Raw genomic sequence first — 22,819 nt, 5'->3', positions numbered from 1 at the left:
TTTAAACTTATTTAGATGGTAATCCAAGTCTCAGAGAACTAGTAAGTCTTGTACTGCTAGTTTTTTAATCTCTTTCCATATGGTATAATATAAGCAGTAAAATCATTTTAGAACATACAATGGAGGTCGTCATGGACAATATCATCGATGTGTCAATTCCTGTTGCAGAAGTGGTGGACAAGCATCCAGAAGTCTTGGAAATTTTAGTCGAGCTTGGTTTTAAACCCCTTGCCAATCCCTTAATGCGCAACACAGTTGGTCGTAAAGTATCGCTCAAACAGGGTTCTAAGCTGGAAGGAACTCCTATGGACAAGATTGTCCGCACACTGGAAGCAAACGGCTATGAAGTGATTGGGTTAGACTAATGGCAGATGAACGAATTCATGTCCTGCGGGATATTTTGTTAGAATTGCACAATGGTGCCTCTCCTGAGTCGGTTCAGGAGCGTTTTGATGCGACCTTTGCGGGTGTCTCAGCCATAGAGATTTCCCTCATGGAGCACGAGCTGATGAACTCAGACTCGGGCGTCACTTTTGAAGATGTCATGGAACTCTGTGATGTCCATGCCAATCTTTTTAAAAATGCTATTAAAGGTGTCGAAGTAGAGGATACCGAACACCCTGGCCACCCAGTTCGCGTTTTCAAGGATGAAAATCTGGCTCTCCGTGCTGCCTTGATTCGCATTCGGAGATTGTTAGATACCTATGAGTCTATGGAAGATGAAGAAATGCTTGCGGAGATGCGCAAGGGCTTGGTGCGTCAGATGGGACTTGTGGGGCAATTTGATATTCATTACCAACGTAAAGAAGAACTCTTTTTTCCTATCATGGAGCGCTATGGCCACGATTCGCCTCCCAAAGTTATGTGGGGAGTGGATGACCAGATTAGAGAACTCTTTCAAACAGCTTTAGCGACAGCCAAGTCACTACCAGAAGTGTCGATTAGCACTGTAAAAGAAGATTTTGCAGCCTTTGCGACAGAGTTTGAAAGTATGATTTTCAAGGAAGAGTCCATCCTTCTCATGATTCTTCTTGAGTCCTTTACTCAGGATGACTGGCTTCAGATTGCGGAGGAGAGCGATGCTTACGGCTATGCCATCATCCGTCCGTCAGAAAAATGGGTGCCAGAAAGACAGAGCTTTGTTGAGGAAGATAGTGCAGGGGAGCCTGTACAGCTAGATACGGTAGAAGGTCAAATTCAACAAGTTATTGATACGCCAGAAGGTCAGTTTACCATTACCTTTACCCCTAAGGAAAAGGAAGCAGTGTTGGACCGTCATAGTCAACAGGCTTTTGGGAATGGCTATCTTTCAGTCGAGCAGGCTAATCTCATCCTCAATCACCTTCCTATGGAGATTACCTTTGTCAATAAAGATGATATTTTCCAGTATTACAATGACAATGTGCCATCTGATGAGATGATTTTCAAACGGACGCCGTCCCAAGTCGGGCGCAATGTTGAACTTTGTCATCCGCCTAAGTACTTGGACAAGGTCAAGACCATCATGAAGGGGCTTCGTGAGGGAAGCAAAGATAAGTATGAAATGTGGTTCAAGTCTGAGTCGCGAGGTAAGTTTGTTCACATCACCTATGCTGCAGTCCGTGATGAAGAGGGAGAATTCCAAGGAGTGTTGGAGTATGTTCAGGATATTCAGCCCTACCGTGAGATTGACACGGACTATTTCCGTGGATTAGAATAAGGAGAATCAATGAGTTACGAACAAGAATTTATGAAGGAATTTGAAGCTTGGGTTAATACCCAGATTATGATTAACGACATGGCGCACAAGGAAAGCCAAAAAGTCTACGAAGAAGACCAAGACAAGCGTGCCAAAGATGCCATGATTCGCTACGAAAGCCGCTTGGATGCTTATCAGTTCTTGCTTGGCAAATTTGAAAACTTCAAGGCAGGCAAGGGATTCCATGATTTGCCAGATGGATTGTTTGGTGAGCGAAATTATTAAACGAGATAGATTCTTGATTTTTTACTAAAATCTTGATAGAATATTTATATTAAATCCTTGTCAGAGCAGGGGTTTTTTATTGAAAGGATTTTATCATGTCAAAGAAACTCAATCGTAAAAAACAATTACGAAATAGCCTCCGTCGTGCAGGTGCTTTTTCAAGTACTGTGACTAAGGTTGTAGAAGAGACAAAAAAAGTCGTAAAACGTGCAGAACAGTCAGCAAGCCAAGCTGGTAAGGCTGTTTCTAAAAAAGTTGAACAAGCAGTAGAAGCTACCAAAGAGCAAGCTCAAAAAGTAGCCAATTCTGTAGAAGATTTTGCAGCAAACTTGGGTGGACTTCCACTTGATCGTGCCAAAACTTTCTATGATGAAGGCATCAAGTCTGCGTCAGATTTCAAAAATTGGACTGAAAAAGAACTTCTTGCCTTGAAAGGAATCGGCCCTGCTACCATCAAGAAATTGAAAGAAAATGGTATCAAGTTCAAGTAATTTTTCTTGTTCCTTGCATTTCCGTTAAAATCTTGCTACAATAGAGCCATTAGAGGTGTTTTGAGTCCCACATTTTACAGAAAGTGGCGGTGCTGAGAAGTCCACAAATGTGTCAAAACTGGTTGCTAATGGATGAAAAATTGAAATAAAAGTGTATTTTTGTTTTAAAGACGAGAGTTGCGGGCTCTGCCCGAAATTGGGTGGTACCGCGGATAAATACATTCGTCCCTGTCATGTAGATGGCAGGGATTTTCTTTTGCGTCTTAGTAAAAGGAGGTTGTTATGAAGCAATCTTTTAAAACAAGTAAACTCTACTATGGCTTTCCTATCTTCATTTTGGGGTATCAGGATCAGAATTTTGGACACAATATTACGACCTGTAGCTCCTCTTATAGCTTGGGAGATTGGATTGTGATTGGAGTCGTTGCTAGAGAGAATGTCGCAGAGCAGATTAAGCATTATCAGCAGTTCACCGTGAATATCCCTGATGAAAATCTCATGCTCGAGATGGAGCAGGCTGGTTTTATCAGTCATCAGGAGAAATTGGAACACCTGGGGCTAGACTACGATATTTCTGAACAGACTCAGGCACCGATTTTAGAGGCTTGTTCTCTTGTTTTGGACTGTCAGGTAGATCGGATTATCGAGGAAGATGGAATCTGTCATATTTTTGCCAAGATTATCGAGCGACTGGCTAATCCTGAACTCTTGGATGATAAGGGACATTTTAGAAATGAACTGTTTGCCCCAACATATTTCATGGGAGATGGATATCAGCGCGTCTATCGTTATCTGGACAAGCGTGTAGATATTAAGGGGAGCTTCATTAAGAAAGCGAGGAAAAAGGATGGCAAGAACTGAACTGCCAGAACGCTTGGAAACAGAACGTCTCGTTTTACGAGTCCGCACAGTCGCTGATGCTGAGGATATCTTTGATTATGCTAGTCGTCCAGAAGTTTCTTACCCAGCAGGTTTTCCACCTGTCAAGACCTTGGAAGATGAGATTTATTATCTAGAGCATATCCTTCCTGAGCGCAATGAAAAGGATAATCTCCCAGCAGGCTACGGGATTGTCGTCAAAGGAACGGATAAGATCGTTGGCTCTGTCGATTTCAACCATCGCCATGAAGATGATGTGCTGGAAATCGGCTATACCTTACACCCAGACTATTGGGGGCGAGGTTATGTGCCAGAAGCTGCGCTTGCCTTGATTGACTTAGCCTTTAAAGATTTGGGTCTTCACAAGATTGAATTGACTTGTTTTGGCCATAATGTCCAAAGTCAACGAGTCGCTGAGAAGCTTGGATTTACCCTCGAAGCTCGTATAAGAGACCGTAAAGATGTTCAAGGAAACCGCTGTGACAGTCTGATATATGGCTTGTTGAGGAGTGAGTGGGAGGGTTTAGTAACTAAAAGGAACTAATTATGGCAAAAAAAGAAGTAAATACTGATTTATGGGTTCATGAACTTTTAAAGGAAGCAGGAATTCGTGAAAATTTTGATGCACAGGGAAGTAATGTTAAAGAGATTGATGAGGCTCTGAAAACTGCCTCGAAAAAAGGGACTGGAAATTCAGGTTTTCCAGAATACGTTGGAATTGTTAAGGACTTTTTAATCATTATTGAGGATAAACCTGGATTATCAAAACATATCAATTATACAGATGATGACTTAATTGCTGATGATATTAAATCAAATACAGACTATGCGGTTAATGGGGCGGTCTTTTATGCTAAGCATTTAGCAGATAAGGTTAGTTATAAAAAAATTATTGCCGTAGGGATTAGTGGTAATGAAAAAAAACACCGCATTACTCCTGTTTTTGTAAATGAACGTGGTGAGTATTTTGAACTTGCAGACATTGAGACTTTGATTTCCTTTTCAATAGATAATATTGATGAGTATTACGTAAAAGAGATCCTTCAAGAAGAAACCAATTTTGAAAAAGAAACAGCTGAAATTTTAAAAGATGCAGCAACTTTACATAATGATCTAAGAAATTACGGTAATACTGAGGAAAAGAATAAACCACTGATTGTTTCGGGAATCCTGTTAGCATTGAGAGAAACAGAGTATGGAAACTTCTCTCTGGAAAGTTTAACTGGAGATACTGTAAAAACAGATGGCTCAAAGATATATACTGCCATCAAGTCTAACCTTCAGCGTGCTAATGTATCTCCCGAAGTAAAAAAAGATAAATTACTTAGTCAGTTTGCTATCATCAGAGACGATGTGAAAATTAATGAAAAAAATGCTAATCTAGGCAAAACACCTATCAAACACTTTACAGAATTTCTTTATAAGAGTATCTATCAAAGTTTAAGATATAACAGTTCTGCCGAAGATTATCTTGGTCGTTTCTACGGGGAATTTATGTCTTACTCTGGAGGAGACGGTCAGAACTTAGGTATTGTCTTAACACCAAAACATATTACAGAACTTTTTTGTGATTTAGTTGATTTAAAGCCGACAGATAAGGTTTTTGATCCGACTTGTGGTACAGCAGGTTTCCTAATCGCTGCCATGCATGATATGTTAACAAAAGCGGAAAGTGATTATCAACGTGAGCAAATTCGCAAACATCAGCTATTCGGAATAGAGGAGAAATCTTATATGTTTACAATTGCTACGACGAATATGATATTGCGGGGTGATGGGAAAAGCAACCTAGAAAACCAAGACTTTCTGCGCCAAAATTCTAGTAAGCTTCAGCTAAAACAATGCAATGTTGGTATGATGAATCCGCCGTATTCAAGAGGTTCAACAACTAATACTGAATTATATGAAATCAACTTTACAGAACATCTGTTAAATTCTTTAGTTGAAGGGGCTAAGGCTGTTGTCATTGTTCCTCAGTCCACCTTTACAGGGAAGACTAAGTTTGAAAAAGAAGCTAAACAAAACATTTTAAAACATCATACTTTAGAGGGGGTTATCACACTTAATAAGAATACCTTTTATGGAGTAGGAACAAATCCCTGTATTGCAGTATTTACAGCTGGTATACCACATCGTTCGGAAAAAGAATGCAAATTTATCAACTTTGAAAATGATGGTTTTGAAGTTTCTAAACATATCGGTCTGGTTGAAACAGCTACAGCTAAGGATAAAAAACAACACTTGCTTGATGTCTGGTTTGATCGTACGGAAGCAGAAACTAAGTTCTGTGTTCAAACAACGATTGAAGCTGATGACGAATGGCTTCACTCTTTCTATTACTTTAATGATGAAATCCCTTCTGAGGAAGATTTTCAAAAGACAATTGCAGATTATCTAACTTTTGAAGTCAATATGATTACTCATGGAAGAGGTTATCTTTTCGGAATAGAAGAGAAAGAGAATTACCAAGAAATTACCGATACCGAGGAACTTCCGATGGTAGCGGAAAAAGGTGACAAATATGAATGAAATTTATAATTTTGTCCTTTATACGACACCCAATGGTGATGTTAATTTAGATATTCTCTTACAAGATGAAAATCTTTGGTTAACACAAAAAGGGATTTCTGAGTTGTTTGGAGTTTCTAAATCAACGGTTAGTCACCATTTAGCAAATATTTATAGTGATGGCGAGTTAGATAAGCTGGCAACTGTTCGAAAATTTCGAACAGTTCAAAAAGAGGGTAATAGAGCGGTTCAGCGCGAATTGGAGTATTACAATCTTGATGCCATTATATCAGTTGGTTATCGCGTCAACTCAACAAAGGCGACACAATTTCGAATTTGGGCAACTAATACCTTAAAAGAATTTATTATTAAGGGGTTCGTACTTGATGATGAGCGTCTTAAACAGGGACAAACGGTCTTTGGTCAAGATTACTTCCGTGAACTCTTAGAGCGAATCCGTTCCATCCGTGCCAGTGAACGCCGTATTTATCAGCAAATAACCGATATTTTTGCGGAATGCGCTATTGACTACGATAGAAATTCTGAAATCACTAAGAATTTCTATGCTATGGTGCAGAACAAGTTTCATTTTGCTATTACAGGTAATACAGCTGCTGAGATTATTTATCATAAGGCAGATGCTGAAAAGAATCAAATGGGATTAACGACTTGGAAGAATGCACCAGATGGCCGAGTACTGAAATCGGATGTAACAGTTGCTAAGAATTATTTGCAAGAAACCGAAATCCGTCAACTAGAGCGTACCATAACCTCTTACTTCGACTATATTGAAGGTCTGGTTGAGCGACGTAATACCTTTACCATGCAATCTTTGGCAGAAAGTATTGATCGCTTTCTTTCTTTTAATGAATATGACATTCTAGAAGGAAAAGGATCTATTTCTAAAAAACAGGCAGATGAGAAAGCCAGTCAAGAATATGAGAAATTCAACCGTACTCAGAAGATCGTGTCGGATTTTGACAAGCAAATCAAAAAACTAATGGCAGGTGACAAAGATGAGTAAGTTAAAATTGACGGATGTGGAGTGGGGAGAGTTTTTTATCGGTGGTTTAAATGGATTGTTTGATATCACTTCAACAAAAAGTGGTATTGATAAAAATAAACTTAATATTGATGTAGGTTTAATTCCGTATATAACCCGGACTGATATGCAAAACGGAATAAATATGTTTATTACTGATAAACAAAATAATCGATATAATATTGATGAAGGAAATGTAATCACAATAGGCTTGGATACCCAAACCGTTTTTTATCAGCCAACTGCTTTTTATACAGGCCAGAATATTCAAGTTTTAAGAAATAACAATCTAAACAAATATACAGCTATGTTCATAATTCCCTCTATTAAAATTCAAATGCAAAAGTTTAATTGGGGAGGAAATGGTGCGACCCTAGGTCGACTTAATCGAACACGACTTATTCTCCCTATCGATTCCCAAGGTCAGCCTAACTGGCAGTTCATGGAAGATTACATCAAGCAAGAACAGAAGCAACAAGCTCAGAAAATCATTGATTATTATGAGCGAAAATTGATTGAACTAGCTGGAGATGTGGTAGGACTAGATAAGGTAGAATGGAAAACATTTAAGCTAGGAGACATTTTTGATTTAGTTACAAAAAGCAGTAAAGGACTTAATCATTTAGAAAAAAATACATCTGATGGGATTAGCTACGTTGGAGCAACTAATCGCAATAATGGTGTTTTGGATTTTGTGAAGCGAAAAGAAAATCTTATATATTCTGGGAATGCTATTGCTTTCATTCGTAACGGCGAAGGTTCAATGGGGTATAGTGTCTATAAAAAAGAAGACTTTATTGCATCACAAGATATAACAGTGGGATATAATCAATATCTGAATGAATATAATGCTAAGTTTATAACTACAATAGCTGATCAAGTTAGAGGAAAATATAATTTTGGATATAAACGAAACCAAGAAAGATTGAAACGAGAAACTCTAGTACTTCCTTCCGATGAAAAGGGAAATCCAAATTTCCAATATATGTCTGACTTTGTGAAAAAATTAGAACTTGACAAAGTCCAAGAAGTGATAGAATATATATATATATATATATATATCAGAATGATGAACATTCTTAAAGAAAAAGTTTGTGAAATTTCTTGGAAAGATTTCTGGATTGAGGATGTTTGTGAGATTAAATCGGGCGTTCGTTTGACAAAAGCAAATCAAGAAATTGGATTGAGACCATTTGTAGGTGCTAGCGATAGCGATAATGGGGTTACAGCCTTTGTATCTAATAAAAATAAAAGTCTTGATGCAAATGTGCTTGGTGTAAATTACAATGGTAGCGTCGTTGAGAATTTCTATCATCCCTACGAAGCCATTTTTTCTGATGATGTCAAACGATTGAAATGGAAAGATGGAATATACGGAAACAAATATACCTACCTTTTCTTGAAACAAATGATTTTGTCGCAAAAAATCAAGTATGCCTATGGTTATAAATTCAATGGAGAACGCATGAAACGTCAAAAGATTATGTTACCAGTTGCTGAAACTGGATTGCCAGATTATAACTATATGACTTCTTATATGCAAAAACAAGAGTTAGAACAAATTTTTAAGATATTGAACTACTTAAACAAGGAGAACACACATGTCTAAAGAACTTTCACCTAAATACAATCCAGCCGAGGTTGAGGCTGGTCGTTACCAAAAATGGCTTGATGCGGATGTTTTCAAGCCTTCAGGCGATCAAAAGGCTAAGCCTTATTCAATCGTGATTCCACCACCAAACGTAACTGGTAAACTTCACCTTGGTCACGCTTGGGATACGACTTTGCAGGATATTATCATCCGTCAAAAACGCATGCAAGGTTTTGATACGCTTTGGCTTCCTGGTATGGACCACGCTGGTATTGCAACTCAAGCTAAGGTTGAGGAGCGCTTGCGTGGTGAGGGCATTAGCCGTTATGACCTGGGTCGTGAGTCTTTCTTGACGAAAGTCTGGGAATGGAAAGACGAGTATGCCACTACCATCAAGGAACAATGGGGCAAGATGGGGCTCTCTGTAGACTACTCTCGTGAGCGTTTCACTCTTGACGAAGGTTTGTCAAAAGCGGTTCGCAAGGTCTTTGTGGACCTTCACAAGAAAGGCTGGATCTACCGTGGTGAGTTTATCATCAACTGGGACCCAGCTGCACGCACAGCCCTTTCTGATATTGAAGTTATCCACAAGGATGTCGAAGGTGCATTCTACCACATGAACTACATGCTGGAAGACGGTTCACGCGCCCTTGAAGTTGCGACCACTCGTCCTGAGACCATGTTTGGGGACGTTGCCGTTGCAGTCAATCCAGAAGACCCACGCTACAAGGACTTGATTGGTAAAAACGTCATCCTTCCAATCGCTAATAAATTGATTCCAATCGTTGGGGATGAGCATGCTGATCCTGAGTTTGGTACAGGTGTCGTGAAAATCACGCCTGCCCACGATCCAAACGACTTCTTGGTTGGTCAACGTCACAACTTGCCACAAGTCAACGTCATGAACGACGACGGAACTATGAATGACTTGGCCTTCGAATTTGCAGGCATGGACCGTTTTGAAGCTCGTAAGGCAGTCGTTGCCAAGTTGGAAGAAATCGGTGCCCTTGTTAAAATCGAAAAACGTGTCCACAGTGTTGGTCACTCAGAACGTACCGGTGTTGTAGTTGAACCACGCTTGTCTACACAATGGTTCGTTAAGATGGACCAATTGGCTAAAAATGCTATTGCCAACCAAGACACAGACGATAAGGTAGAATTTTACCCACCTCGTTTCAACGATACCTTCCTCCAATGGATGGAAAATGTCCACGACTGGGTAATCTCTCGTCAGCTCTGGTGGGGTCACCAAATCCCTGCTTGGTACAATGCTGAGGGTGAAATGTACGTCGGTGAAGAAGCTCCAGAAGGTGACGGTTGGACTCAGGACGAAGACGTCTTGGATACGTGGTTCAGTTCGGCTCTTTGGCCATTCTCAACTATGGGCTGGCCTGATGTCGACTCAGAAGACTTCAAACGTTACTTCCCAACTTCAACCTTGGTTACTGGTTACGACATCATCTTCTTCTGGGTATCTCGTATGATCTTCCAATCTTTGGAATTCACAGGTCGTCAGCCATTCCAAAACGTCCTTATCCACGGTCTCATTCGTGACGAGCAAGGACGCAAGATGTCTAAATCACTCGGAAACGGGATTGACCCAATGGATGTGATCGAGAAATACGGTGCTGATGCCCTTCGTTGGTTCCTTTCAAACGGTTCTGCACCAGGCCAAGACGTGCGCTTCTCTTACGAGAAAATGGATGCTTCTTGGAACTTCATTAACAAGATCTGGAACATCTCTCGCTACATCCTCATGAACAATGAAGGCTTGACTCTTGAGCAAGCAACTGCTAATGTGGAAAAAGTTGTTAACAAAGAAGCCGGAAACGTTACAGACCGCTGGATTCTCCACAACCTCAATGAAACCATCGGAAAAGCTACTGCCAACTTTGATAAGTTTGAATTTGGTGTGGCTGGTCACATCCTCTACAACTTCATCTGGGATGAGTTTGCGGACTGGTACGTTGAGTTGACTAAGGAAGTTCTTTATAGTGACAACGAAGAAGAGAAAGTCATCACACGTTCTGTTCTCCTTTACACCTTGGACAAGATCCTTCGTCTCCTTCACCCAATCATGCCATTCGTGACAGAGGAAATCTTTGGACAAATCTCAGAAGGTTCTATCGTTACAGCAGAATACCCAACTGTCAACCCAGCCTTTGAAGATCTTGCTGCCCACACTGGCGTTGAAAGCCTCAAAGACTTGATCCGTGCCGTTCGTAATGCGCGTGCGGAAGTGAACGTAGCACCAAGCAAGCCTATCACCATTCTTGTTAAGACTAGCGATAGCGACTTGGAAGCCTTCTTTAACAGCAATGTCAACTACATCAAACGCTTCACAAATCCAGAACACTTGGAAATCGCAACAAATATTCCTGCACCTGAACTGGCTATGTCAAGCGTCATCACAGGAGCAGAAATTTACCTGCCACTGGCTGACCTCCTCAATGTCGAAGAAGAACTCGCTCGTCTCGACAAGGAACTGGCTAAATGGCAAAAAGAACTGGACATGGTAGGCAAGAAGCTCTCTAACGAACGCTTCGTAGCTAATGCCAAACCAGAAGTCGTCCAAAAAGAACGTGACAAACAAGCCGACTACCAAGCCAAATACGACGCGACTGTCGCACGTATTGATGAAATGAAGAAGTTGGTTAAATAAACTATAAGCCTCGGCAATTTGCTGGGGTTTTTGGTATAATATCAATTATAATTATAACAGTTGTGAAAGGAATATTTATGTTTGATACTGTTGTCTTAAATCCTTTAGAGATTAATCTAGATTTCAATAATCCTAGATTTTCAATGTTTGATTTTAATACTGAGGAAGAAATAATTAGATATTTGATTAATTTTGAACAAATTAAAGAGCTCGCATTTCAAATTGTCGAAAATGGTTATAATACAATAGGTGAACGTATTATTGTTTTGAAAAGTGGAACCTCTAGAAAAGTTAGTTATACTGTGTTAGAAGGTAATCGAAGAATTGCTTCACTAAAACTTTTGTTTCAATATTCGTACTTATTAACAAGTTCGGAAAGGAAGAAAATTGAACAATTGAATCTGAACATTCAAGATTTTGAAGTTAGTTGTGACGTAGTAAAAGAAGATACTAGAGATAAGGCTCTTTTTAAGATTAGTGCAAAACATGTAGATGGAATTAAAACATGGAGTGCTACTGATAAAAGGGTATTTTATCATAATCTTTATACCCAATACAGAAAAAAAGGACTATCTAGTGACGAATCTTTAGAAAAAATTAAAAGTATTACTCCGGAAGGAAAAACAGCAATTAGAAATTCAATACAACAATTAAATTATTTAACTGCAGTTCATAATGCAACTAAAATTTATAAATCTGATTTGGAAAAACTAACACATTTAGATACAGATGTGCTAGTATCGAGAGTTTTAAGACCATTGAGTAAGGACTTAAAGCTTGAATTTAATGATGAGTTCCAAGCAATAGTAAAAAATGAAAAAATATATCATGAAATATTAGGATTACTTGGTAAGGCAGTTTGGATTGATAAAAAATTAGATACACGGGTATTTAGTAAACAGGAACAATGGAACAAAATTATTATAGATAACAAAGTAATCCCGGGATTAGCTGAAAAAATTAGAGAATATAAAGCTTTTGAAACAACAGAATCGTTTAATGAGAATACATCAGAAAATTCTTTAGATAATGGCATCAAAAATACTGAAGACAGTCTGAAGGATAATAAAAAAACATCTGATTCACCGAATCAGGAAACAAAATATAAATTTTTTGTTCCTACAACTCAGATAACTATTGGACAAAGGAATTATGATTTGACCAAGTGTATTTTTCTAGTTGACGAAAAAGGTGACCGGATTCCAAAACAAAGTTCTGACTATGCACGAATCTCAGTTAGTTGTTCTCATCAAAATATTGTGATTAAAGATAATATCATTGATTCTATTTCAGAAAATGGTACATATGATATTGAAGTTCAATACAATGGGATTATTAAATATTTTAAAATTTTCTTAAATGTAGATTTTGATAATAAACAACAGGATTATCAAGTGCTATTCGAACAAAATTGGTATGATGAATCTTTGGCAAAATTATCATCTAATACTAATTACTTTAAAATTTATGAAGTAATTAAAAAATTGCAAAATTCGAATGTTTTGTCAATGAATACAGGTGATCACATTATTATTGCATTCCTTTTAAGAAGTTTAATAGAATACAGTACTAAAGCTTATGTTGATTTAGTCGATATAAAACAACCACCAGAAAAATTACCTACTCTTGTTTCAGTCGTTAAAAATCACTTGGTGACAAATAAAAAGCTTTCAAAAACGGAAGCAAAAACTTTTAATAAACACGATATTGATATAGAAACATTGAATGGTTTAATTCACGATTATAAAACTGAAATTAGTATTACTACTATTCAGTCAATTGGTCGGAAATTTAAGAGATATTTTTCTGTTATTTTTAATAGATTGGTAGAAGGAGTAAATAATGGATAATTTTAGCCCATTACGTTATCCTGGAGGAAAAAATAAAACTTACCAATATATTAAATATTTGGTAGAGAATAACAATATTGATACTTATATAGAACCATTTTGCGGGGGAGCCGCAGTAGCACTAAAATTGTTGCTCAATAATGACGTCAAAAAAATAATGTTAAATGATTTTGATAGATCTGTTTATGCGATGTGGTTTTCAATTTTACACGATACTGATTCTTTTATAAAAAAAGTAAAAGAGGCAGTATTTACGATTGAAGAATGGGATAAGCAGCAAGCTATTCAAAGAAACAAAGAAAATGTCGACTTACTTACATTAGGTTTCTCTACATTCTATCTAAATAGAACAAATCGATCAGGAATTATTCAAGCTGGTCCCATAGGCGGCAGAGCCCAAATGGGAAATTATAAAATGGATTGCAGATATAATACAGAAGTATTGATAAATAAGATTGAATTAATTGCTAAAAATAAGAGTAGAATCAATTTGTATAATATAGATGCTATTGAATTTATTAAAAATAATATTAATCGTACAAAACGCTCTCTGACTTTTTTTGACCCACCATATTATGTTAAGGGAAAACAATTGTACACAAATTTTTATGAACACATAGATCATTTAGAATTACGAGACACTATTGACAAATATATGAGTAAACATAAATGGGTTCTTACATATGATTTTCACGAGGAAATCCAAAATATGTACTCAAAATTTGAGCATTTCCCTTATATGTTAAACTATAGTGCAGGTAATTCAAAAAAAGGAATAGAATATATATTTTTTAGTGAAGAATTATCATCAGCTAAAATCAACGAGTATTTACATATTTTGTAAATAAAATATTAACCTAAGATTAGCTAGTTCAAACAATAATTGATGATTTTTTAGATTTCGAAATTTGTAAGCTAGCAATAGAGTAAAGGGAATTTTTTATAATTTCTAAGGAACTATTCAATGGATTTGCATTTGATTAAAATGATACACTAGAATGGTTAGTCAACATTCTAGAAACCAGCTTACTACACAACAAACCATCTATGTTCGAACCGCTCTGAGAAGTACAACATTGCAGTTTCTTCTCAGGTGTTGGGGGATTTGAACAAACCAACGAGTTCAGAGTGGTGTATCCTATGAGTTTGATAAGTATGCAAGCTAGAATTATTCATTTAATCAAACCATTCATCCAAAAGGCATTACAAATGAGTGCATGGGATGTTGAGTATAACTCTTTTATTACTTCTTCATAGAACTTATTATGAATGTTTTTTATAGTTCACCCCAATTTCACCATTTACCGATGACACAGAAAAACAATTGAAAGGATATTTCTATGCAACCAACTTACAACATTGACAACCCAAACTTGTCTTATGAAGCTAAGCGTGACTTATGGCGGATAGGTTTTGGTCTGCAGAAAGTTGACAATCTAGTGCCATCAGCGTATATGGAATCTTTGGCTGAGAAACAGTCCCGGGGTGAACTGACTTACGAGCAGGTTTATGAAGATGCAACGGCTTATCACCATACTATTGATGCAAGCACGGAAGAGGCAGACTTGGTTTCTCTACGTATTGTAGAACTATTGTCTCGAAGAGGCTTTAGCTTTAGTCCTGCGACCTTACTTGCTATTCATAAGGAGTTGTTTCAAGATATATTTGAACCCTCTATTCCGGTGGGGCAATTTCGTCAGACCAATATCACAAAGAATGAACCTGTTTTGAATGGTGAAAGTGTTGTGTACTCTGATTACTCCATGATTCAAATGACCTTGGATTATGATTTTAATCAGGAAAAACAAGTTGCATATGCGACACTAACTCAGGCGGATGTGGTTAAACAAATCCAGCATTTTATTTCAGGAATCTGGCAGATTCATCCATTTCGCGAAGGAAACACTCGGACAGTAACGGTCTTTTTGATTCAGTATCTTCGTGAGTTTGGTTTTGATATTGATAATACACCATTTCAGCAACATGCCAAGTATTTTCGTGATGCCTTGGTATTAGATAATGCAAAGATTTTACAGAGACGTCCTGAGTTTTTAACAGCTTTTTTTGAAAATCTCTTGCTCGGTGGTCAAAATGATTTGTCTTCAGAAAAAATGTATTTAGATTTGGACCTTGATCTTTCATAATCCTAATACTAAGTAAACATTGAATTTTAGGAAAAAATGAAGTAAATATTCTCACAAGAAAACGTATATTATCAAAGTTTTAGGTGTTGCTTGATAATATGCGTTTTTTGAATTTTATAGACTGCTCGTTTAAACTCTATTTACCTCGTACCTTCCGGAGCGAGACGGACTATTAGTTGCATACAAAATGAGTATATTCGGATTTTATTTTCGTGTACAATTTCAGCTATTCTTGTTATAATCAGCCTATAGGAATCAAGGAGGTGACTCTTATGGCTGTTTTTGTGTCTTTGGATGGAATTGTGGTAGAAGTACTTGATGTCTTTTCTTCTTTTAATGGGGATAGTGAGTTTTTCTTGTGTAAACGTCTTAAAGACAAGAGTCAGTTTGTTATGGAACGCTCTCAGTTCGAGGAGATGTTCCAACTTCAACGTAGTCGCTTGACGACGCAAGAAAAATTACAATTGTTTACCTCCGTGTTTGCTGGCCGTTATGATGTTTATGCTAAGAGTTTTATCAATGATCAAGGGAAAATTCAGTATTTTCCATCCTATGATTATGGTTGGAAGCAGTTGCCACCTGAAAAACGGAGTTTCCAGACATTGACGGATTCCGTTTTGAAATCTCATTTTCGTGGGGAGACAGCTATCGGTATCTTTCCTATGCACTTAGATGATAGCTGTTATTTTTTGGTACTTGATTTGGATGAAGGAGATTGGAAAGAAGCTGGTTTAACCATTCGAAGAATAGCCAGGGAACGCCAGATGGAAGCCCATTTAGAGATTTCTCGTTCGGGTCACGGACTCCATATTTGGTTCTTCTTTGAGGAAGCGATTCCGAGTCGAGAGGCTCGCTTGTTTGGAAAGAAACTGTTAGAACTGGCAATGCAGGAAAGTATGCAACTGTCCTTTGATTCTTTTGATCGCATGTTTCCAAATCAGGATGTTCTTCCTAAAGGTGGATTTGGTAATTTGATTGCCCTTCCTTTTCAAGGAGAAGCTTATCATCAAGGGCGAACGGTCTTTGTGGATGAACATTTTCAGCCTTATGAAGACCAATGGAGGTATCTACAAGAAATTCAGAGGGTTTCAACTGCTAAAGTGGCACTGTTAATCCAAGAGGAGTTAGGTAAGGAAGAATTGGATAAGGAGTTGAAGGTCGTCTTATCCAATATGATCCAACTTGAAAAATCGTCTGTGACACCCAAGACACTGTTTTTCTTGAAAAATATGGCTTCATTTTCTAATCCCGAATTTTATTTAAAGCAGGCTATGCGACAACCAACCTATCAAATTCCTGAGCGAATGTATTTATTTGGAGAATCCGATCATTATTTATGGCTACCAAGAGGTTTACTGTATCCATTGCAAGATAAATTTAAGCAGGTATCTGTGGAAGATAGGAGAAAGGTACAGAGGTCTATTAGAGTGGAATTTAAGGGAGAACTCACTTTTGAGCAAGAGTTAGCCCTGTCAGATATGATTTCCAAAGAAAATGGTTTACTCCATGCGGAGACTGGTTTTGGGAAGACCGTTTTAGGTGCTGCTCTCATCTCTGAACGGAAGACAAAAACAATTATTCTAGTTCATAATAAGCAACTCTTAGACCAATGGCTGGATCGTTTAAACCGTTTTCTGACTTTCGAAGAGGCAGAAGCTACCCGTTATACACCATCAGGTCGTGAAAAGGTAATCGGCTATGTTGGGCAGTACGGTGGGACTAAGAAATGGCTGAGTAAACTGGTTGATGTTGTTATGATTCAATCTCTATTTAAGTTGGAAAATAGTCAAAGTCTTTTGGATGAGTATGAGATGATGATTGTGGATGAGTGTCATCATGTCTCTGCCTTGATGTTTGAAAAAGTTGTTGCTCAGTTTAGAGGGAAGTATCTTTACGGTTTAACGGCTACGCCTGAGCGTAAGAATGGTCATGAGCCTATTGTTTTTCAGAGAGTTGGTGAGATACTCCATACTGCTGATAAGAGGGAAACGGATTTTAAACGGCAATTGCAATTAAGATTCACTTCTTTTGGTCATTTGGAGATTGAAAAGACCAAAGCAAGTAATTTTATACAGCTTAGTGATTGGATTGCTACTGACTCAGTGAGGAATCAGTTGATTCTCAAGGATATTCTAGCCCAAGTGGCAGAAGGACGAAATATCTTGGTTTTAGTTAATCGAATTCAACAGATAGATGTCTTTGAAAAGTTATTGAAAGAGAAAGAGGTTGATGACTGTTACATTATTAGCGGAAAAACCAAAGTCCGAGAGAGAACAAGTTTACTGAAGAGATTAGAACAGCTAGATAAAGGGTTTGTTTTGTTGTCTACTGGAAAATACATTGGCGAAGGTTTTGACTTACCTCAGTTGGACACGCTTATCTTGGCAGCACCTTTTTCTTGGAAAAATAATTTAATTCAGTATGCAGGTCGGATTCATAGAAACTACAAGGATAAGTCTTTGGTACGGATTTTCGATTATGTGGATATTCATGTTCCTTATTTAGAAAAGATGTTTCAGAAACGACAAGTAGCTTATCGAAAGATGGATTATCGTGCCATCGAGGGTGAGGAGAAACAATTCGTTTATGTTGATAGTAGATATGAGAAGGTGTTGAGAGAGGACTTAGCAGGGGAAAGACAGGAATGTATGCTTATTTTACCTTATGTGCACCAGACAAAACTGATGAAATTTCTAAAAGAATTTAGGATTAGTCAAATTGAGATATGTATACCAGAGACGGTTGCAAATAAAGCATGGCTAGACCAGTTGAAGAGCCAGAAAATTAAAGTATCTTTTACTCAATCGAAAATAGTAACGCCTATTCTTTTGGTAAACAAGACCATTGTTTGGTATGGTGCAATGCCATTATTAGGGAAGGTAGATGAAAAGACCATATTACGTTTGGAATCAGCTAGTATAGCTTCTGAACTAGTGGCAGGTTTACGATAGAGAAAACTTTTAAAAATTCCTATGTATGATTTTCATTTTTTAGTGAGGCTGTTGCTATTATCACATTCGAAGCACACAAAATAAAAAAATTTCTACAAGTACTTGACAAATAGATTGAAATATCTTAAAATGAAAATGGTTACAGAGTTATTAATTATTTAAGCTTCATGTCACCATTAAAAATTGAAATAAAAGGATGTTATCACTAATACAAGTGAGCAGGAACCTATTTAATCACATCGGAAGAAGTTTCTTGATGTTTTTAAGTAGGTTCCTTTTATTTTAAAAGGGAAATTTTATGATCATAAAACGAATACTAAACCACAATGCTGTAATTGCGCAAAGTAAAAAAGATATCGATATTCTTCTTTTTGGAAGGGGAATAGCTTTTGGAAGAAAAATTGGAGATAAAGTAAATCCAATTGATATTGAGAAAAGTTTTTTTCTCAAAAATAGAGATAATATGACCCGTTTTACAGAGATGTTTATTAACGTTCCTTTGGAGTTGGTGTACATCACCGAAAAAATAATTAATCTAGGTAAAATAACATTGGGTAATAATTTTGATGAAATTATCTATATTAATTTAACGGATCATATTTCTTCGAGTATAGAACGTTATAAAGAAGGAGTTATTATTTCGAATCCCTTACGTTGGGAAATCTCGAAATATTATAAAGAAGAATTTGAGCTTGGGAAAAGGGCTTTACAAATAATAAAAAAAGAGTTAGGTATTGAACTTCCAATTGACGAAGCTGCATTCATAGCGCTACATTTTGTTAATGCTAATTTAGAAAATAATTTTCAAGAGTCGTATAAAATCACTGAAATAATTATGGGAATTGAGAAAATCATTCAAGATTTCTATTGTACTGAGTTTAACCAAGATTCTATTGATTATTATAGATTCATAACTCATATAAAATTATTTGCCCATCGCTTGGTTGAAAATACAACTTATTGTGACGATGATGATGAAGACTTGTTAGCATTAATGAAAAATAAATATCCTAGAGAATATGAATGTGGTGAACAGGTGGCAATGTTTATACAAACTGAGTACAATTATTTGCTGACTTCTAGTGAATTAGTTTATTTGATGGCTCATATTCGTCGCTTAACAAAAAATTTAGATTAATAGAATAGGAGAATACCATGAGTTATAAAGATACGGTACAAAAAATCCTCGATGTAATTGGAGGCGAAAAAAATGTCAATAGAGTTACCCATTGTGTAACACGTTTAAGATTAGAATTAAAAGATGAAAATTTAGTCAATGATGATGATGTGAAGAAGATACCAGGTGTAATAGGTATTATGAAAAAGAATGGGCAATATCAAATTATACTTGGTAATGATGTAGCCAATTATTATAAAGAATTCATTAAACTTGGCAATTTTGAAACAGATTCAGTTGATCAAGGGCACAAAGGGAATATTTTAGAAAGAATCATTGAGTATATCGCTGGTTCCATGACTCCAATCATTCCAGCAATGTTAGGGGGAGGTATGTTGAAAGTCTTGGTAATCATTTTACCAATGCTTGGTATATTGCAATCAGATTCTCAGACTATTGCTTTTTTGACATTTTTTGGGGATGCTCCATATTATTTCTTACCGCTGTTATTAGCTTATTCTGCATCACAAAAATTAAAAGTAACATCTACATTAGCTATGTCTGTAGCAGGTGTACTTCTCCATCCAAATTTTGTTCAAATGGTGCAATCAGGGAATCCTCTTAGTTTATTTGGTGCACCTGTGACACCAGCTAGTTATGGTTCATCAGTCATTCCAATTCTTATTATGGTTTGGTTGATGAAATATATTGAAAAAATGATTGCTAAATTAACACCAGCTGTTACTAAGAGTTTTTTGCAACCTACGCTAGTATTATTAGTATCAAGCTGTATTGCCTTAGTTGTAGTCGGACCTATTGGAGTAATTGTTGGTGAAGGATTATCAAATCTAGTTGGGCAAATGTATGGTGTAGCTGGATGGCTTACATTAGCTATTCTTGGTGCTATTATGCCATTTATTGTTATGACTGGAATGCATTGGGCTTTTGCACCTATTTTTTTGGCGGCATCTATTGCTACTCCAGACGTATTAATTCTTCCAGCAATGTTAGGGTCAAACTTAGCTCAAGGGGCTGCTTCGATGGCTGTTGCATTAAAGAGTAAAAATAATAATACAAAACAAATTGCTTTTGCAGCAGGTTTCTCAGCTTTACTTGCAGGAATTACCGAACCTGCATTATATGGTGTGACTTTAAAATATAAAAAACCGCTTTATGCAGCTATGATTGGTGGTGGATTAGCGGGATTATTTGCAGGTCTTACTAGTGTTAAAGCCTATCTATTTGCTGTCCCATCTTTGATAGCGTTGCCTCAATTTATTTATTCTGATGTACCATCAAATATTGTAAATGCTTTAATTGTGGCGGTCATTTCGGTTGTTATTACCTTTGTCTTGGCTTATATATTTGGAATCGATGAAGAAGAGAGTTCTAGCCATTTAGAAGTTGAGGCTAGAGTTTCAAATAAAAAAATGGTATTTTCTCCTATATCAGGAGAAATCATTCCGTTAAGTGATGTCCAGGATAAAACATTTTCAGATAAACTTATTGGAGACGGAGTAGCGATTATCCCAAATGAGGGTAAGGTTTATGCACCATTCGATGGGAAAATTACAAATATTTTTCCGACTAAGCACGCAATTGGATTGAAGAGTGATGAGGGTATTGAGTTACTAATTCATATTGGATTAGATACTGTTGAGCTAAAAGGTCAAGGTTTTATTAGTCATGTAGAAGAAGGAGACAGAGTTTTCAAAAATCAGTTGATTTTTGAAATGGACTTAAATTTAATCAAGAGTAAAGGCTACGAAACAGTTACACCAGTAATTGTAACGAATACCAACGATTTTCTAGATGTATTAGTATTACCTAATAATCAGACAATCGAGCATTCTAAGGAATTACTGGTAATATTATAATGGAGGAAAGTTATGACCATTTTTCCAGATGATTTTCTTTGGGGTGGAGCTGTTGCAGCTAATCAAGTAGAGGGAGCATATAATGAAGATGGTAAGGGATTATCAGTTCAGGATGTGTTACCCAAAGGTGGATTAGGAGAAGCAACAGAAAATCCTACAGAAGATAACTTAAAATTGTTAGGTATTGATTTTTATCATAAATATAAGGAAGATATATCCTTGTTTTCTGAAATGGGCTTTAATGTTTTTCGTACTTCTATTGCATGGAGTAGAATTTTTCCAAAAGGAGATGAGGAAGAACCTAACGAAGCTGGTTTGAAATATTATGATGAATTGTTTGATGAGCTACATGCTCACGGGATAGAACCACTTGTAACTCTTTCACACTATGAGACTCCATTATATTTAGCAAGAAAATATCATGGATGGGTTGATAGGAGAATGATTCATTTTTATGAAAAATTTGCTCGAACAGTTTTAGAAAGGTATAAAGATAAAGTTAAATATTGGCTTACATTTAACGAAGTAAACTCTGTTTTGGAATTACCGTTTACTAGTGGAGGAATAGATATACCTAAGGAGAATCTTTCGAAACAAGAATTATATCAAGCTATACATCATGAATTAGTCGCCTCGAGTTTGGTTACAAAAATTGCTCGTGTGATTCATTCAGAGTTTAAGGTGGGGTGTATGGTATTAGCTATGCCAGCTTATCCAATGACTCCAAATCCCAAAGATGTATGGGCGACTCATGAGTATGAGAATCTAAATTATCTATTTTCAGATGTGCATGTTAGAGGTTATTATCCGAATTATGCAAAAAGATATTTTAAGGAACATGACATTAACATAGAGTTTGCAGCTGAAGATGCAGAGTTATTAAAAAATTATACTGTAGATTTTTTATCGTTTAGCTATTACATGAGTGTGACTCAATCTGCTCTTCCAACACAGTATAATTCAGGACAAGGGAATATTATTGGTGGTTTAGTAAATCCTTATTTAGAGTCTTCTGAGTGGGGATGGCAAATTGATCCAATTGGACTACGTATAATTTTAAATAGATATTATGACCGTTATCAAATCCCATTATTTATAGTGGAAAACGGATTAGGTGCTAAAGATCAACTAATAAAAGATGAACTTAATAACTTAACCGTCCAAGATGATTATAGAATTCAGTATATGAAAGAACATTTATTGCAAGTTGCTGAAGCTCTACAGGATGGTGTTGAAATTATGGGCTATACGTCTTGGGGATGTATTGACTGTGTTTCTATGTCCACTGCACAACTTTCTAAAAGGTACGGTCTCATTTATGTTGATCGAAACGATGATGGAAGTGGTACATTCAATCGATATAAGAAAATGTCCTTTACTTGGTATAAAGAAGTGATTGAATCAAATGGAGAATCCTTATTCAAATAGTTTGTTTATTGATGATTAGATATTATCACGGTTAAGGCAACATCTCATTAAATATGAAATAAAGAGGTTTGGAAGACATCAAATTCTAAACCTCTTTATTTTATAGGGGGATTAATTAATTTAATTTTGTTACAGAAATTATAAATAGTTGATTTAGATAAGAATAAGCTAACAAGCAGAAGTGAGATAGGTCTTGCAAGAATGGTAAAAATCTGATAAACTAAGTAGTAATTGAATAGAAATCTGCAAGACTAGTAACTCAAGGGAAGTATATCAGGGAGGAGAGCCGTGACTGTAAGCTCTCTATATGAAAGCT

Annotated in this window: 17 protein-coding genes; all 17 read left to right on the top strand. The window is 36.7% G+C overall.

Features of this window, described 5'->3' with window-relative positions:
- The first annotated feature begins 131 nt into the window (after positions 1 to 131).
- The 17 genes from OC530_RS02985 to OC530_RS02905 all read left to right on the top strand — a co-directional run bounded on the left by OC530_RS02985 (position 132) and on the right by OC530_RS02905 (position 22,503).
- On the top strand, positions 132 to 365 hold the full coding sequence (locus tag OC530_RS02985) for a DUF1858 domain-containing protein (protein ID WP_000368739.1): 234 nt from the start codon (positions 132 to 134) through the stop codon (positions 363 to 365).
- Entirely contained in the window at positions 365 to 1,699 is a 1,335-nt protein-coding gene (locus OC530_RS02980) for a DUF438 domain-containing protein (protein ID WP_262079369.1), read from the top strand. Before OC530_RS02985 ends, OC530_RS02980 begins: the two co-directional genes overlap by 1 nt.
- A gap of 9 nt (positions 1,700 to 1,708) precedes the next feature.
- Positions 1,709 to 1,963 carry a DUF1912 family protein gene (locus tag OC530_RS02975; protein WP_044791619.1) on the top strand — a complete coding sequence of 85 codons (255 nt, stop codon included), beginning with the start codon at positions 1,709 to 1,711 and terminating at the stop codon, positions 1,961 to 1,963.
- A gap of 95 nt (positions 1,964 to 2,058) precedes the next feature.
- The gene (locus OC530_RS02970) at positions 2,059 to 2,454 is read left to right on the top strand and encodes a helix-hairpin-helix domain-containing protein (protein ID WP_000038635.1); all 396 of its coding nucleotides are present in this window, start codon (positions 2,059 to 2,061) and stop codon (positions 2,452 to 2,454) included.
- Positions 2,455 to 2,736: 282 nt separating this feature from the next.
- The gene (locus OC530_RS02965; protein WP_262079364.1) at positions 2,737 to 3,315 is read left to right on the top strand and encodes a flavin reductase family protein; all 579 of its coding nucleotides are present in this window, start codon (positions 2,737 to 2,739) and stop codon (positions 3,313 to 3,315) included.
- Entirely contained in the window at positions 3,302 to 3,877 is a 576-nt protein-coding gene (locus tag OC530_RS02960; RefSeq protein ID WP_262079362.1) for a GNAT family N-acetyltransferase, read from the top strand. Before OC530_RS02965 ends, OC530_RS02960 begins: the two co-directional genes overlap by 14 nt.
- A gap of 2 nt (positions 3,878 to 3,879) precedes the next feature.
- Positions 3,880 to 5,862, top strand: a complete 1,983-nt coding sequence (locus tag OC530_RS02955; RefSeq protein ID WP_262079359.1) for an SAM-dependent methyltransferase — start codon at positions 3,880 to 3,882, stop codon at positions 5,860 to 5,862.
- Entirely contained in the window at positions 5,855 to 6,865 is a 1,011-nt protein-coding gene (rhuM, locus tag OC530_RS02950; protein WP_262079357.1) for a RhuM family protein, read from the top strand. The genes OC530_RS02955 and rhuM overlap by 8 nt, the downstream gene beginning before the upstream one ends.
- Positions 6,858 to 8,492, top strand: a complete 1,635-nt coding sequence (locus OC530_RS02945) for a restriction endonuclease subunit S (protein ID WP_262079355.1) — start codon at positions 6,858 to 6,860, stop codon at positions 8,490 to 8,492. The genes rhuM and OC530_RS02945 overlap by 8 nt, the downstream gene beginning before the upstream one ends.
- Positions 8,485 to 11,136 (top strand): valine--tRNA ligase, encoded by a 2,652-nt coding sequence (locus OC530_RS02940; RefSeq protein WP_262079352.1) that lies wholly within the window; start codon positions 8,485 to 8,487, stop codon positions 11,134 to 11,136. Before OC530_RS02945 ends, OC530_RS02940 begins: the two co-directional genes overlap by 8 nt.
- Before the next feature lie 77 nt (positions 11,137 to 11,213).
- The gene (locus OC530_RS02935; RefSeq protein ID WP_262079350.1) at positions 11,214 to 12,986 is read left to right on the top strand and encodes a hypothetical protein; all 1,773 of its coding nucleotides are present in this window, start codon (positions 11,214 to 11,216) and stop codon (positions 12,984 to 12,986) included.
- Entirely contained in the window at positions 12,979 to 13,830 is an 852-nt protein-coding gene (locus OC530_RS02930) for a DNA adenine methylase (protein ID WP_218756992.1), read from the top strand. Before OC530_RS02935 ends, OC530_RS02930 begins: the two co-directional genes overlap by 8 nt.
- Before the next feature lie 496 nt (positions 13,831 to 14,326).
- Positions 14,327 to 15,130 carry a Fic/DOC family protein gene (locus OC530_RS02925; protein ID WP_262079342.1) on the top strand — a complete coding sequence of 268 codons (804 nt, stop codon included), beginning with the start codon at positions 14,327 to 14,329 and terminating at the stop codon, positions 15,128 to 15,130.
- A 272-nt stretch (positions 15,131 to 15,402) separates the two neighbouring features.
- Entirely contained in the window at positions 15,403 to 18,081 is a 2,679-nt protein-coding gene (locus OC530_RS02920; RefSeq protein WP_262079340.1) for a TOTE conflict system archaeo-eukaryotic primase domain-containing protein, read from the top strand.
- A gap of 298 nt (positions 18,082 to 18,379) precedes the next feature.
- Positions 18,380 to 19,219: a BglG family transcription antiterminator LicT gene (licT, locus tag OC530_RS02915; RefSeq protein WP_000584532.1), complete on the top strand. Its 840-nt coding sequence runs from the start codon at positions 18,380 to 18,382 to the stop codon at positions 19,217 to 19,219.
- A gap of 17 nt (positions 19,220 to 19,236) precedes the next feature.
- The gene (locus OC530_RS02910; protein WP_262079335.1) at positions 19,237 to 21,075 is read left to right on the top strand and encodes a beta-glucoside-specific PTS transporter subunit IIABC; all 1,839 of its coding nucleotides are present in this window, start codon (positions 19,237 to 19,239) and stop codon (positions 21,073 to 21,075) included.
- A gap of 12 nt (positions 21,076 to 21,087) precedes the next feature.
- On the top strand, positions 21,088 to 22,503 hold the full coding sequence (locus tag OC530_RS02905; protein ID WP_262079331.1) for a glycoside hydrolase family 1 protein: 1,416 nt from the start codon (positions 21,088 to 21,090) through the stop codon (positions 22,501 to 22,503).
- The last annotated feature ends 316 nt before the right edge of the window (positions 22,504 to 22,819 follow it).

The organism is Streptococcus sp. Marseille-Q5619, from assembly GCF_946901205.1.
Taxonomy (GTDB): domain Bacteria; phylum Bacillota; class Bacilli; order Lactobacillales; family Streptococcaceae; genus Streptococcus.
The sequence above is the reverse complement of the archived record's forward strand: the minus strand, read 5'-3'. Positions and strand labels throughout refer to the sequence as shown.